At 70.3% G+C, this 13,620-nt stretch carries 13 protein-coding genes and 1 tRNA gene; 3 read left to right on the forward strand and 11 right to left on the reverse strand.

Translation table 11 applies throughout. The features are described 5' to 3' along the window. Positions 1 to 411: integrase core domain-containing protein (locus CSR00_RS16765; protein ID WP_218014508.1), on the forward strand; the 411-nt coding region annotated here is incomplete at its 5' end. Between the two features lie 110 nt (positions 412 to 521). Here the strand turns inward: CSR00_RS16765 and CSR00_RS16770 are convergent. Next, positions 522 to 594 (reverse strand) — tRNA-Arg (locus tag CSR00_RS16770). A 34-nt stretch (positions 595 to 628) separates the two neighbouring features. After that, entirely contained in the window at positions 629 to 1,450 is an 822-nt protein-coding gene (locus CSR00_RS16775; RefSeq protein ID WP_099023554.1) for a TIGR03621 family F420-dependent LLM class oxidoreductase, read from the reverse strand. Positions 1,451 to 1,510: 60 nt separating this feature from the next. Between CSR00_RS16775 and CSR00_RS16780 the strand changes: the two genes are divergently transcribed. Both CSR00_RS16780 and CSR00_RS16785 read left to right on the forward strand, forming a co-directional pair. After that, entirely contained in the window at positions 1,511 to 1,696 is a 186-nt protein-coding gene (locus CSR00_RS16780; RefSeq protein ID WP_099023555.1) for a CsbD family protein, read from the forward strand. Then, positions 1,689 to 2,771 (forward strand): glutamate--cysteine ligase, encoded by a 1,083-nt coding sequence (locus tag CSR00_RS16785; RefSeq protein WP_099023556.1) that lies wholly within the window; start codon positions 1,689 to 1,691, stop codon positions 2,769 to 2,771. Before CSR00_RS16780 ends, CSR00_RS16785 begins: the two co-directional genes overlap by 8 nt. A 7-nt stretch (positions 2,772 to 2,778) precedes the next feature. Here the strand turns inward: CSR00_RS16785 and CSR00_RS16790 are convergent, their stop codons facing one another. The 9 genes from CSR00_RS16790 to CSR00_RS16830 form a co-directional block, all read right to left on the reverse strand. Then, a complete protein-coding gene (locus CSR00_RS16790; RefSeq protein ID WP_099023557.1) occupies positions 2,779 to 3,501 on the reverse strand; it encodes an anti-sigma factor in 723 nt (240 codons plus the stop codon). Then, entirely contained in the window at positions 3,498 to 4,064 is a 567-nt protein-coding gene (locus CSR00_RS16795) for a sigma-70 family RNA polymerase sigma factor (RefSeq protein WP_245906155.1), read from the reverse strand. The genes CSR00_RS16790 and CSR00_RS16795 overlap by 4 nt, the downstream gene beginning before the upstream one ends. A gap of 44 nt (positions 4,065 to 4,108) precedes the next feature. Then, the gene (locus CSR00_RS16800) at positions 4,109 to 4,906 is read right to left on the reverse strand and encodes a DUF1295 domain-containing protein (protein ID WP_099023597.1); all 798 of its coding nucleotides are present in this window, start codon (positions 4,904 to 4,906) and stop codon (positions 4,109 to 4,111) included. Continuing rightward, positions 4,903 to 6,174, reverse strand: coding sequence for a class I SAM-dependent methyltransferase (locus tag CSR00_RS16805; protein ID WP_099023559.1), 1,272 nt, complete (start codon positions 6,172 to 6,174; stop codon positions 4,903 to 4,905). Before CSR00_RS16805 ends, CSR00_RS16800 begins: the two co-directional genes overlap by 4 nt. Beyond that, positions 6,171 to 6,926: a DUF1365 domain-containing protein gene (locus CSR00_RS16810; RefSeq protein WP_099023560.1), complete on the reverse strand. Its 756-nt coding sequence runs from the start codon at positions 6,924 to 6,926 to the stop codon at positions 6,171 to 6,173. The genes CSR00_RS16805 and CSR00_RS16810 overlap by 4 nt, the downstream gene beginning before the upstream one ends. Then, on the reverse strand, positions 6,923 to 8,281 hold the full coding sequence (locus CSR00_RS16815) for an NAD(P)/FAD-dependent oxidoreductase (RefSeq protein WP_176562106.1): 1,359 nt from the start codon (positions 8,279 to 8,281) through the stop codon (positions 6,923 to 6,925). The genes CSR00_RS16810 and CSR00_RS16815 overlap by 4 nt, the downstream gene beginning before the upstream one ends. A gap of 157 nt (positions 8,282 to 8,438) precedes the next feature. Then, positions 8,439 to 11,594 carry a bifunctional cytochrome P450/NADPH--P450 reductase gene (locus CSR00_RS16820; protein WP_099023562.1) on the reverse strand — a complete coding sequence of 1,052 codons (3,156 nt, stop codon included), beginning with the start codon at positions 11,592 to 11,594 and terminating at the stop codon, positions 8,439 to 8,441. Positions 11,595 to 11,708: 114 nt separating this feature from the next. Further along, positions 11,709 to 12,305 (reverse strand): VOC family protein, encoded by a 597-nt coding sequence (locus CSR00_RS16825; protein ID WP_245906153.1) that lies wholly within the window; start codon positions 12,303 to 12,305, stop codon positions 11,709 to 11,711. A gap of 64 nt (positions 12,306 to 12,369) precedes the next feature. Further along, the gene (locus tag CSR00_RS16830) at positions 12,370 to 13,452 is read right to left on the reverse strand and encodes a poly-gamma-glutamate hydrolase family protein (RefSeq protein WP_099023564.1); all 1,083 of its coding nucleotides are present in this window, start codon (positions 13,450 to 13,452) and stop codon (positions 12,370 to 12,372) included. Positions 13,453 to 13,620 lie beyond the last annotated feature (168 nt).

The following is a 13,620-nucleotide window of genomic DNA, read 5'->3' on the forward strand; positions in this document are numbered from 1 at the left end:
CTGCTGCATGTGGTGGAACGCTCGATCACCGGCGAGCGGCTGGTATTCGAGCTAGAGAAAGCCTTCGCCGCGGCCGGCGGCCCGCCGAAGGTGCTACGGATGGACAACGGGCCGGAAATGGTTTCTCAAGCGCTACAACGGTTCTGCGAGAACAGAACCGGGATGGTCTACATCCCGCCGGGCTGCCCGTGGGACAACGGCTACATCGAATCGTTCAACAACCGCCTGCGCAAGGAGTGCCTCAACCGCAACTACTGGAACACCCTGTTCGAGGCCCGCGTGGTCATCGGCGACTTCAAGCACGAGCACAACCACCGACACCGCCACTCGGCCCTGGGCTACCTGACGCCGGCCGAGTACGCTGCAGCCTGCCGCTGCACCCACACCCCAGTGGCCTGCAGCATCAACTGAGAACGAATCAAACCAACCCGACTCAAGAACCGGATGGACTCAGTAACGGGGACTCGCCACCCCGGCAGTGCCCCCGGCAGTGTGCCCCCGGCAGTGTGCCCCCGACAGTGTGCCCCCGGCAGGATTCGAACCTGCGACACCGGCTTTAGGAGAGCCGTGCTCTATCCCCTGAGCTACGAGGGCGGACGGGTCAGCAGTGTACCCGGCGCAGCCAACCTCACCGTAGTTCGCCGATCACCGCGGCGAAGTAGTCGGCGTGGTTCTTCTGCACCGAGAACGAGGTGATCCCGTAGGTCTCCCGCAGCATGCGCACCTTGTCGGCCGCCTCGGCCGGGGTTCCGCTGAGCACGCTGGGGCGGGCCAACAGCTGCTCGTCGCTGGCGCCGGGGGCGTACTGCCGGGTCAGCGTCAGGTCCGGGACCGTCTCGTCTCTGGCCGGCGCGGCGGTGATCGCCATGTCGAGCACCACCTCGGCGAAACGCTCACCGGCGGCCGCGCGCACGTATCCGATGCGCTCGGCCAGCGGATCGGCGGTGTCCTTGCCGACGTCGGCGCCGGTCAGGCCGATGATATCGGCGTGCCGGGCGGCCAGTCTGAGCACGCGGTCGCCGTTGCCGGCGATCATGATCGGCACGTCGGGGGTGTGGCGTTTGAGGTAGGCGGTAACCCGCTCCAGGTGCCCCACGCGTTCGCCCGCCGACGGGAACGGCAACTCGGCGGCCTCGAACTCCTCGCGGACATACCCCGCGCCCAGCCCGGCGTCGAACCGGCCGCCGCTGACGGTGTGCAGGTCGGCGATGTCGCGGGCCAGCAGCGCCGGTTTGTAGAAACCCACGTTGAGCACGTAGGTGCCCACCCGCATGGTCTCCGAGGCCTGCGCGGCGGCGGCCAGCACCGGGAACGGCGCCGGGGCCCCGAGGTGATCGGGGACGTTGAGCACGCCGAAACCCGCGTCGGCGTAGCGGCGGGTGGTCTCCGCCAGGGCCGCGCGCGACCGCACCGAACGAATACCGACCGCGAACCGCCAGTTAAGACTCATCGCCGAAGATGTTACGCAGGATCGGTTTTGGAACCCCCGGAACCGGCAATCCCAGCGCGCATGAGTACAACGGACAAAGCCAAGAACGCCATCGACGACACCGCCGGCAAGGCCAAGGAGGCGCTCGGCGGTCTGACCGGCGACAAGGGCACCGAGAACGAAGGTAAGATCGACCAGGCCAAGAGTGACATTAAGGACGCCGGTGAGAAGGTGAAAGACGCCTTCAAGAACGACGACGATAAGTAAGACGGCAGGGAACACGACGAGCAGCCCGCCGACCGTCGGGGTCGAGGAGGAGTTCCTGCTCGTCGACCCGGAGACGGGCGCGCCGGTCGCCCGCAACGGCGAGGTGGCGCGGCACGCCGCACTCCACGGCGTGGACCTGCAACTGGAGCTGACCAGCTGCCAGGTGGAGGCCGCCACCGGCGTGTGCGACTCCCGCGCGGAGCTGCTCCGCCAGATCCGCGGGTTACGCAGTGCGGCAGCGGAATCCGCGCAGTCCTGCGGTGCCCGGTTGCTGGCGGTGGCGCTGCCGCCGACGGTTCCCGACGAGTACCCGGTCACCGACACACCGCGCTACCGCGCGATCGGCGAGCGCTTCGGAATGATCGCCCACGAGCAGGGCATCAGCGGGTGCCATGTGCACGTCGCGGTGCCCGACCGCGAGGTGGCCGTCGGTGTCTGCACCCGGCTGCGGCCGTGGCTGCCGCTGTTCCCGGCGCTCAGCGCGAATTCGGCGCTCTTCCGCAACACCGACACCGGTCACGCGAGCTGGCGCCACATCCTGTGGGCGCGCTGGCCCAGTGCCGGCCCGCCGCCCCACCTGGAGTCGGCGGCCGACTACGACCGTGCGGTTCAGATGCTGCTGGACACCGGCGCCGCCCTCGACGAGGGGATGATCTACTGGGACGCAAGGCCGTCGGCGAACTTCCCGACGGTGGACGTCCGTGCCGGCGACGTCCCGGCCACCGCGACGGAGACCGTGCTGCTGGCCACCCTGGTGCGGGCGGCGGTCATGACCGCCGTGGCCCACATCGAACGCGGGCTGCCCCCGCCGCGCGTCGGCGACCACGAGCTGCGGGCGCGCTACTGGCGCTGTGCCCGCGACGGTCTGGAGGGAGGCACGCCGAAGCTGCTGGGCGCCCTCGTGGCGGAACTGCGTCCGGCCCTGGAGGAGTTGGGCGAGTGGGACTACGTCAAGGACGAACTCGACCGGGTGTCTCAGGAGGGCAACGGCGCCATGCGCCAGCGCAGGGCCTGGCGGCGCCGCGGCGAGATCGCCGACGTGGTGGCCGACGGGATCGCCGCGACCGTCCGGTGAATCCCGCCTACACCAACGGCAGCGTGGCGAACGCCGGGCCGGTCGGCTGCGCGGAGCCGGTGCCCGGCTCGACGGTGAACGCCAGTTCCGTCGAATCGCCCAGATCGGGCAGCACCGCCGTGGTCGACGGCGCCACCGAGGCCTCGTCCATCGTGCCGGCCGACACCGGGCCGTCGGCACCGACCAGCCACATTTGGTAGACCGTGCCCTTCGACGGTGGCGGGACGTTGTTCATCACCAGCACCCCGGCATGCTTGTCGTGCGAGTAGACCAGCGTCGCGCGGCCGCCGGCGGGCAGCTCGCCCGACACCGTCCGCACGTCCGGCGCGGCGAACACCTCCTGGGCGATCGACTGCGGCGGCGGTGGGCGCAACGCGATCCCGACCCCCACGGCGCCCAGACCGATCACCACCGCGGCGGCGGCCGCCAGGATGGCGGTCCGCAGCCCACGCCGGCGGCGCGTGTCCAGCGCACGCACGGTACCGCCGGTCGCCTCCGCGGCCACCAGTCCCAGCACCCGCTCCCGTAGCGCCTCGGGCGGTTCCACGGCGGTGGCCGCCGACACCGCGGCCATCACCTCCCGCACCGCGCGCACCTCGTCGAAGAAGGCGTCGGCGGCACCGGACTGCGCGACGGCGTCCTCGACGGCGGCGCGCTCCTGCTCGGACAGCGCGTGCAGCGCGTAGGGCACGGCCATGTCGGAGATCGGCGAATCGGCGGGTGTGGTCATGCCATCCCCAGACAGTTCCGCAGCCCGCGCAGGGCGTCACGCATCCGGGACTTCACCGTGGCCAGGTTCGCCGACAACCGCTGCGACACCTCCGGGTAGGTCAACCCGTCGTAGTAGGCCAGTTGAATGCACTCCCGCTGAAGCTCGGTCAGCCCGCCCAGGCAGTCGGCGACGCGGGCGCGTTCGTCGCTGCGGATCACCGACTCGGTGACCTGATCGCCGGCCCGGTCGACGCTCATGGCGCCGTAGCGTGCCTCCCGGTGGCTTGCCGACTCCTCGGAGCGCACCCGATCCACCGCACGACGGTGCGCCAGGGTCGTCAACCACGCCAGCGCCGAGCCGGCGCTGGGGTCGTAACTGTCTGCGCTGCGCCACACCTGCAGATAGACCTCCTGGGTGGTCTCCTCGCTGTACCCCGGGTCGCGCAGCACCCGCACCACCAGGCCGAACACCCGTGCCCTGGTGGCGTCGTAGAACTGGGCGAACGCGTCGGTGTCGCGCCGGGCCACCCGGCGCAACAGTGCGTCGAGGTCGCTGGTCACCGCCGGGACCCCGTCGGAGATCGGGTCATCGAGCGGTAGCCTAACCGGAGGTCGGGCGATCGTGGTCACACTATCGGCTTCCCGCCCGCCCGCGTTGGCGGGCGCGGCACGAAGAACGAGGTCCGGGCGGCGTACTCGGCGAATCCCGGCCGGTCGGCCATCCGCTTCTCCGTCAACCGCGCTCCGGTGGCATACACCAGGAAATAGGTCATCAGCACCGGGGAGAGCACCGTCAGCAGCGCCGGCCAGCCGGCGACGGCGAGCAGCCACAGGCCCCACCACACGCAGGCATCACCGAAGTAGTTCGGGTGCCGCGTCCACGACCACAGACCGCGGTCCATGATCACGCCCCGGTTGGCCGGGTCGGCCTTGAACACCGCGAGCTGGTGATCGCCCACGGCCTCGAAGACCACGCCCAGCAACCACACGGCGGCCCCGCCGACGGCCACCGGCAGCAGCGCCGCCGGGGTGGGCCCCAACGTGGCCGAGACCTGGATCGGCAGCGAGATGAACCACATGGCCGCGGCCTGCACGGCGAAGATCCTGCGCAACACCGTCGGCGCCGAGAAGTCCCCGCCCAGCAGCGCCTCGTAGCGGGGGTCCTCGCCGCGGCCGGCGGTCTTGGTGACCATGTGCCAGGCCAGCCGCAGGCCCCACACCGCGACCAGCACCAGCATGACCAGGCGGCGCACCGGGTCCCCGGTACCCACCAGGGCGGCCACCGCCGCGACAACCACGAAGCCGGCGCCCCAGGTGACGTCGACGACGTTGTAGCGGCCGATCCGGCGGCCCACCACGAAGGTCACCGCGAAGACCGCGACGACCGCGGCCAGGCTGGCGCCGGTGACGGCCAGGAGGTTCACCACCGACCCCCGGGGGTGAACGTCCACTGGTAGACGTCGAGGTAACCGGAGCGAAAACCCGCCTCCGAGTAGGCCAGGTAGAGCTCCCACATCCGGCGGAACACCGCGTCGAACCCCAACGCGGCCACGGTGTCGTGGCGGGCGACGAAGGTCTGCCGCCACAGCCGCAGCGTCTCGGCGTAGTGGGGACGCAGCGAGAACATGTCGACGGTGCGCAGCGCGGTGTGCCGTTCGGTGATGGCGACGATGGCCTCGGTCGAGGGCAGCAGCCCGCCGGGGAAGATGTACTTCTGGATCCAGGTGTGGGTGTTGCGGCTGGCCAGCATCCGCGAATGCGGCATCGTGATGGCCTGGATGGCCACCCGGCCGCCGGGGGTCACCAGTTCGTCGAGTCGCCGGAAGTACGTCGGCCAGAACTGGTATCCCACCGCCTCGATCATTTCCACGGAGATCACGGCGTCGTAGCGGCCCTCCACGTCGCGGTAGTCGCACAGGTCGATGTCGACGCGATCGGACAGCCCGGCCGCGGCCACCCGGCGCCGGGCCAGGTTCTGCTGCTCCTCGGACAGGGTCACCGAGCGCACCGTGGCTCCGCGTGACGCGGCCCGGATGCACAGTTCCCCCCACCCGGTGCCGATCTCGAGCACCCGGCTGCCCGGCCCCACGTTGGCGCAGTCCAGCAGCCGGTCGATCTTGCGGCGTTGGGCGTCGGCCAGCCGCGCCGGTGTCGCCGGCAGCGTGTCGAACAGCGCGCTGGAGTAGGTCATGGTCTCGTCGAGGAACTGCGCGAACAGGTCGTTGGACAGGTCGTAGTGCTCGGAGATGTTGCGGCGGGCCTGGTCTCGGCTGTTGTGCTGGGAGCGGGGCTGGCGCGCCAGGGCGATCGGGCGCATCCGTTGCAGGGTGCGCGGAACCAGGTCGGCCATGGAGGTGGCGAAGGCCGTCAGCACGCCGGCCAGATCGTCGGAGCTCCACTCTCCGGCCATATACGATTCGCCGAAACCGATCAGGCCGCTGCGCCCGACGCGGCGTGCGAGCGCGTCGGGTGCGTGTAGCACCAGCGTCGGCAAGGTCGGATCGGCGGCGCCGATCACCGACCCGTCGGGATAGGCCAGTCGCAGCGGCAGCCGCTGGGCCGCGCGCCGCAGCAGCCCGGCGGCGACCTTGCCGGAGGCGATCGCCAGCGGGCCCCGCGGTATCCGGGCCACCCCCGGCCACAGCCGCGAATCTATTGCGCCGGAATCTGTTCCGATATCCTCCAGCCTCATGACAATGTCACCCTCTCCTCACGGTGGGCGGGGTGGTGCCCGTGCTCGCGGGGAACGATCGGTACTCGCCGCAGCCACAGGGCGACGCCCTGCACCCGGATTCCCAGCGCCGCCATCAACGGCGCCAGCGGCGCGCTGAGCTGCAGCCGGGCCACCTGGGCGGCAGTGGCGCGACGCCGCTGACCGCGCAACGTCGCCACGAACGCCGGCTGGTGTTCCCGGTGCAGCGAGATGGTGACGTCCAGTCGCCGGTCCGGCCGCGGCGCGCGCACCAGGTAGTGGCCGCTGACGTCGTTGAAGGGGGACACATAGAACTGCTTGACGACCAGATTGGGCCGGTCCTGGTCGGGCGGAAGCAGATATGCGTGCCGCCCGCCGTAGGTGTTGTGCACCTCGGCGATCACCGCGCGCAGGTTGCCCGCGGCGTCGTGGCACCAGAACAGGCTGAGCGGGTTGAAGACGTAGCCCAGCACCCGGGCCTGCATCAGCGCGGTGACCCGCCCGCCGGGCAGCGAGAGGTGATGCGATGCCAGGAAGGCATCCACCCTGCCGCGCAGGGTGTCGGGACCCTCGGCGGGTGCCTGCAGATGGTCGCGCGCCTCGAAACGCGCGAAGGGGCGCAGCCATCGGGGCAGCCGGGGCAGGTCGTCGATGTCGACGTACCAGCTGTAGCTGCGGTATTCGAAATGGTGGTGCACCGGCGCGCGCCGCAGATGTGTGATGCGCGTGCGGTAGATGGCGGGCGGGCTCATACCGGCGCCTCCTCGCGCGGCGGGAGCGGCGGGGGCGAAGACGGACTGAACGGACTCAGTTGCGGCCAGTCGGCGCCCAGCAGCCGCGCCGCCCGCAGTCCCGAGGCGGCTCCGTCCTCGTGGAAGCCCCAGCCGTGATAGGCGCCGGCGAAGACCACCCGGGTGTCGTTGATGGTCGGCAGCAGCCGCTGGGCCGCCACGGAGTCCGGTGTGTAGAGCGGGTGGTGATAGGTCATCTCGGCCAGGACGGTGCTCGGGTCCACCCGCCCGCGGCCGCCCAGGCTGACCAGAAATCGCCGCGGCCCGGACAGGCGCATGAGCCGGGTGACGTCGTAGGTCACCACTGTCTCGTCGGTGCCGTCGGCCATCAGGTAGTTCCAGGACGCGCGGGCCCGCCGGTGTCGCGGCAGCACCGAGGCGTCGGTGTGCAGCAGCGCGTGGTTGGTGGAATAGGGCAGGGCGCCCAGGACCGCGCGCTCGGCGCGGGTCGGCTCGGCGAGCAGGCCCAGGGCCTGGTCGGGGTGTGTCGCGATCACCGCCGCATCGAAGGTGCGCGCGGGTTGTCCCTCGGCCGATACGTACACGCCCTCGGGTACCCGCCGCACCGCGCGGACACGCCGCCCGGTCTGCACCTCGTCGAGCAGCGCCGCGATGGCCCGCACATAGGTCGCCGAACCGCCGACCACGGTGCGCCAGGTCGGCGACCCGAACACCGTCAGCATCCCGTGGTGCTCGAGGAAGACGAACAAATACCGGGCCGGGTAGTCCAGCGCGCAGCCGGGCGCGCACGACCACACCGCCGCCACCAGCGGCTTCATGAAATGCTCGGCGAAATAGTCGGAGAACCGGTGGCGGCGCAGAAAGCCGCCGACGGTCTCGTGCTCGTCGGCGTACCCGCTCTCGGCGTCCCGCAGCAGCCCGGTGGCCGCCCGGTGGAAACGCTTGACCTCGGCGAGCATCGCCAGGTAGCGCGGCCGGAGCAGGTTGGCGGGGGTGGGGAACAGGCCGCCCAGCCCGCGCGCCCCGGCGTATTCCAGGCCGCCGGCCTCGGCGCGCACCGACATCGACATGTCCGTCTCGCGGGTGGCGATCCCGAGCTCGTCGAACAGCCGGCACAGCGTGGGGTAGGTGCGGTCGTTGTGCACGAGGAAGGCCGAGTCCACGCCGACGGTGTTGCCGGCGCCGTCGTCGAGCAGGTGGGTGTGGGCATGCCCGCCCAACCGGGAGTCGGCCTCATACAGGGTGACCCGGTGCCGGGCCGAGAGCACATATGCCGCCGTCAGCCCCGCGACACCGCTACCGATGACCGCGACCGAGCGCGCCGAATCGCTGAATTGCTGTCCGTGTTCCTGCACACCCTCAATTCGTGGCCAACCGGGCGCCGGATGGGTGACGTTCACACGGTGGTCGGATTGCTTTCTCGTTAACGTTGGCTCGGCAACGCTGGCTTGGTGACGTCGGTGCTGCCCACCGTGGGTCCCCCGCCCGGCCGGGCCGGCCCGGCCCGGTGGCTCATCCCGCCCAGACGTCTTCGACGTAGCGGTCCGATTCCACCAGCGCGTTGAGCCAGGCGCCGGCGTCGTCCTCACCGGCGCCGGTGTGTGCCCGGTAGATGTCGAGGAATGCCCGCCGCACGGCGGGCGCCATTTTCGCGCCATCGCCGCAGACGTACACGTAGGTGTCCTTGGCGGGATCGCCGAGCAGGTCCCACACCTCGTCGCCGTCGGCGGCGATCCTGTCCTGGACATAGCGCACCCCGTCCTGCGGCGCCCGCGAGAAGGCGGGACGCATCCGTACGACGCCGAGTTGCTCGCCCCGCTCGAACTCCTCGCGGAAGATGTAGTCGATGTCGGGGTCGCGGACACCGAAGAAGCACAACGCCGGGGCGATCGGCTCCCCGGCCTGTTTGGCGGCCAGACGATCCAGCAGGAAACCGCAGAACGGGGCGACGCCGGTGCCCGCGCTGACCAGGATCACGTTGCGGGTGGGGTCCGCGCCCGACCGGAAGGCCTGGCGGGCCTGATCCACCCGGGCCCGGATGCAGTCCCCGGCCCCGATCCCGGCCAGGTAGTTGGACGCCACTCCCTGGAACGGGCCGTAACCGGAGCGCGCGGGCGCGTCGAGCACACTGATCACCAGGCCGACGACCTGCGGCGAGAGCCGCGACGATGTCGCGATCGAGTAGTGCCGCGGCGTCATCGGGTCGAGTAGTTCGAGCAGTTCGGCCCCGTCCACGTCGCACGCGGGGAACTCCAGCAGACATTCCAGCGGGCTCAGCGCGGTGGGCTCCTCGGCCGCGGCGAGCTCCTCGAGGCGTTGCCGTTCCGGCGTGCACGGATTGGCCGCCGCAAGCCGTTTGAGTTGACTGCGTGAGGCGGGCTTGCGCAGTTCCACGAAGTGACTGAGCAATTCGCGCACGCTGACCTCGCGGTCCAGGGCGATCGCCCGCCGCGAGCTGCGCCGGGGATTGATCGACAGCCGCAGATCGGGCTCGATCTCGAGCAGCCCGATCACCGTGTCGACGAGCTCGGGGGGATTGTCGGCCAGAACGGTCAGATGGTCTCCGGTCTGATACTCGACCCCTTCCGGAAGGGCGATGCGCACATAGCGTTTCGCCTGTCCGAAGGCCTCCTCGCTGACCAGTTCGGTGTTCTCCAGCACCGTCATCGGGGTGACCGCGAAGCGGGTGTCGATCGCGGCGGTCACCGGGCCCAGAATCGGCTGCAGTTCGTAGAGCGGCTCGTCGGCATCGCTGGTCGGGACGGCGTTCGGGTCGCCGTAGTGCTGGGACAGCGCCGCCCACAGGGCCGACGAGAACTCCTCGACCGTCCCGGCGAGGTCACCCGAGGTGTCTGCCGAGGCGCGCGGGACCAGGGCGGTGGCGCCGAGTTCGGTCAGGCGTTCGTCGATCCGCTTGGGCACCGCCTGGTAGGTGTCGGTCCAGTTGTGGTCTCCGACCCCGAGGACCGCGAAGTACGGTGCGCCCTGCACGGCGGCCTCGGGCCCGCTCAGCCAGGTCAGGAACGCGCGGGCGTCGTCGGTGGGCTGACCGTTGTAGGACGAGGCGACGATCAGCGTGACGTCCGCCTCCGGCAGGCCGCCGGCCGCGTCGTCCAGTGGCGCCACCGAGGCCCGGCAGCCCTTGTCGGTGGCCTCCTCGGCCAGCTGGGCGGCCAGCGCCCGGCAGGTCCCCAGATTGGACCCGTGCAGCACGGCCAGCGTGGTCCCGGCCTTGACCGCCGAGACGGGGGCTGCCGGCACCTGGGGCGCGGCGGCCGCCGCGGTGGTGCCGCGGGCCCGGCGCTCGTCGGGGGTGCGTCGGACGAGGTCGAGTTCGAAGCCCACCGGGCGGCGGCTTTGCGCGCTGTCGAACTGCAGGACGTAGTGTCGCGAGTCGATCAGCCGGTACCGGTGCACCAATCGTGCGATCGCCATGGTGGCCTCGTGCAGGGCGAACTGGCGTCCGATGCAGGACCGCGCGCCAGTGCCGAACGGCTTGAACACGCTGGCCGGCCTGCCCTCCGAGCGTTCCGGGGAGAACCGGTCGGGGTCGAACAGCTCGACGTTGTCGCCCCACTGCGGCTGGCGGTGCAGCGCCCCGGTGAGCACGGTGACGGCCTCGCCCCGGCGGATCGGGTATTTCCCGCCGATGACGGTGTCCGACAGTGCCATCCGGTCGAATCCGAGCACCGGTGGAGACAGTCGAAGGGTCTCGTTGATGACCCGGCGCAGATAGTCGAACTTGCCGATGTCGTCGTAGGTGGGCAGGTAGTCGTCGTCGGTGCCGAACACCTCGTCCACCTCGGCGCGTGCCCGTGCCAGCGCCGCCGGGTTGTGCACGAGGTGATACAGCGCATTGGGCATCAGCTCGGAGGTGGTCAGCTGGCCGGCGATCAGGAACGTCATGATCTGGTTCTTGACGTTGTCGGGCTCGAGCACCGGCGCACCGTTGGCGTCGCGGGCGAGCATCGTGAACAGCAGATCGTCCACGCCGTCGGCGTCACCGGACTGGTGGGCGGCCACCAGATCGTCGAAGTAGGCGTGCAGCGTGTTCAGCTCGGCGGTGAACTCCGGCGTGGTTCCGCGCGTGACGACCTCGTTCAGCGCGTGGGTGAAGCTGGTCGGGATCGGGGCCAGGCCCTCGACGTCATAGGAGTTGAACCGGGCGCCGAACCCGGCCAGCGCGACGGTGTCCATCGCCAGTTTCTGCAGGTCGGTGGAGACGTCCACCGGCCGGTGGCCGGCGCTGGCATCCCACCGGTCGATGAGCTGACAGTTGATGTCCAGCATCGCGGAGTGGTAGTTGCGCAGTCCGGCGTAGCTGAACCCGGGCAGCAGTACGTCGTGGGCCCGTTTCCAGTTCGGCTCACCGTAGAAGCTGGTGAACAGCCCGTCGCCGGCGAGCGGCCGGATCCGGGCCAGGGACTGCGTCAGGTTCTTGGCGAAGCGGTCCTCGTCGCACAGTTCCTCGACGAGCTCCGCCGAGCACGCGTAGAGCTTGCGGGCGCCGCTGTAGTCGGCGTAGAACAACGGCCCGTGCAACTCCCCGAGGAGGTCGACGGGCAGCGCGGAGGGGCGGCCGGCCAGCAGCCCCCGGTCGGGAAGCGGACCGTCCGCGGAGGGCACGTCGTCGAGGACAGGGGGCAGCGAGGGCGCGAGTTCCGTCACTCGTCGCAGTCTAGTTTTGCCGCGGCCTTCGCCCCGGGTGTTTGCGCGGTTGTGGTTCTCGCACCGGCGAATCCGCCACCTCCGGCGGGCCGGCGACCGAGGTGTGCGCGGGCCTCAGGACAGCAGCAGTTCGGTGACGTCCAGTTGTGGGCACGTCCTGGCCCAGGATCTGGTGATCAACTCCGATTCGGGTGTGCCCGAACGTAACGCGGCCACCATGGCGTCGGGATCGAAGGACGGGCCGACCGGGTCGACACGGCATTCCGGTCCGTGCAGATACCGGGTGGCCTCGTCGGCGGGCATGTTCTCGATCTGGAGCTCCGCCAGGTTGCCGTCGGGGTCGCGGTAGTAGATCGAGGTGGTGATGCCGTGTTGTACCGGCAGGTACGGGTGGATGCCCGCCTCCTTGAGGGCCTCATACTTGGCGAGCAGACCGGTCAGGCCGGCGAAGGTGTACGAGTGGTGTCCGAGCCCCACCGTCCTGGAGGTGCGCGGCGAGGGTTGGGGTAGCTGGCGCATGGCGATGCGGTGATGCGCCTCGTCGAAGGTCATCAGGCACAGCATGTCGTTCTCGAACACCACGTGGGCGTCGAGAACCTCCAGATACCAGTCCCTGAGCACCGGCAGCTGAGCCGTCTGCAACGCGATATGGGCGAGTCTCTTGTCCACCCGCGAGGCAGACTCGGCCTGCGGTGGTCCTGCCGAAGCCACGGGTCCATGGTGACACCGGGCGGGGCCGCTGTGTAGAGAACTGTGTCGGGAGTTGTGTAGGGAACTAGCGGGACGTCTCGCGGGCCGCGGCGAATCGCTGGGCCCCGCGCGACAGCGCGGCGATCAGCTCCGAGGTCACCGGGGACAGCCCGTCGGGGCCGGGAAGCGGACTGCGCGGGCTGATTCCCCGCACCCGTGCCGGCAGTTCCAGTTGGGTCCCGCCGCGGCGAACCCGGTTGACGGGGTTGTCCGGATGCAGTCCCCGCAGTTCGCGCGGGATCGCGTCGAGATCGGTGACCACCCGGTAGCCCGGCAGGCGGACCGCGCCCGCCAACTGGGCCGCCAGGTTCCGGTTGGGCCCGCCGGCCAGCAGGTCGGTCTCGCGCCCCTGCCGGCCGTAGCCGTGCAGCGAGATCACCGTGTCGACGTGGTCGAGGAAGTCATCCAGCAGCGCCGACTCACCCGGTCGGTACCGCGCCGAGGGCAGGTGGTGCGGGTAGTCCTCGGGATGCCGGACCACATACAACGACGCCCCGGCCCGCGCGGCGGCGCGCTCGGCGATGACGTCGGTCATCTTCTCCAGGCCGCCGCCGTGGACGGCCATGAACCCGATCCGGGAGCGCAGCACGCTCGCTTCGACCACGCCGGGTTCCGAGAGCAGCTCCGAGAGAGTCTGGGGTGCAGTCGAATCCGGGCCCGGGCGGGGCCGTGGCCAGGTCAGCGGGTCCCAGCGGCCCAGGAATTCCAGCCAGTGGTGCGGCAGCCGGTGATGCCGGGCCCCGCTGAGCACCCGCTCCAGGTAGCCGGGCCGGGGTGGGCCCGCGTCGACGCGGTGATCGATGTAGACCCAGGCATCCAGCGGGCCGTCGACGGTGTGCACCATCATCCGGTCGCGCCGGTACCGCACCGGCACCCCCTCGGCACTGTCCAGCGTCGCGAGGTCGGCGTCCGAGACATCCCACAACACGCCGTGCACCAGCGACCCCGGGAAGGGTTCGATGGTGGCCACGCCGCGCTCGTTGATCAGCCAGTCATGGTCGGCCAGCGTGGCCGCCCGCGGGCGCAGCGCGTCGGGGCATCGGCGCCCCATCTGTTCCACGCACAGGTTGGATCCGTATGCGAAGTAGAGATGGCGCCCGCGGGTCATTCAGCCGGTCACCGTCAGATAGATCAGCACTAGACATGCCTGTGCGCTGTCCGTGACCTGCGCAAACTGGAGATTCTTCATACGCTGTGCTGCCAAATATCTTTGAGGTGGCAAATGCCGACGGGGCTGCCGTGAGACAGGTCACCCTAGCGCAGGATACCCCGTGGG

The organism is Mycolicibacterium palauense (assembly GCF_002592005.1).
Lineage (GTDB): Bacteria > Actinomycetota > Actinomycetes > Mycobacteriales > Mycobacteriaceae > Mycobacterium > Mycobacterium palauense.

Excerpts from the sequence above, each read along its gene's own strand:
- CSR00_RS16775 (WP_099023554.1), bottom strand. The coding sequence starts at position 1,450 with ATGAGTCTTAACTGGCGGTTCGCGGTCGGTATTCGTTCGGTGCGGTCG.
- CSR00_RS16780 (WP_099023555.1), top strand. The coding sequence starts at position 1,511 with ATGAGTACAACGGACAAAGCCAAGAACGCCATCGACGACACCGCCGGC.
- CSR00_RS16790 (WP_099023557.1), bottom strand. The coding sequence starts at position 3,501 with ATGACCACACCCGCCGATTCGCCGATCTCCGACATGGCCGTGCCCTAC.
- CSR00_RS16805 (WP_099023559.1), bottom strand. The coding sequence starts at position 6,174 with ATGAGGCTGGAGGATATCGGAACAGATTCCGGCGCAATAGATTCGCGG.
- CSR00_RS16810 (WP_099023560.1), bottom strand. The coding sequence starts at position 6,926 with ATGAGCCCGCCCGCCATCTACCGCACGCGCATCACACATCTGCGGCGC.
- CSR00_RS16830 (WP_099023564.1), bottom strand. The coding sequence starts at position 13,452 with ATGACCCGCGGGCGCCATCTCTACTTCGCATACGGATCCAACCTGTGC.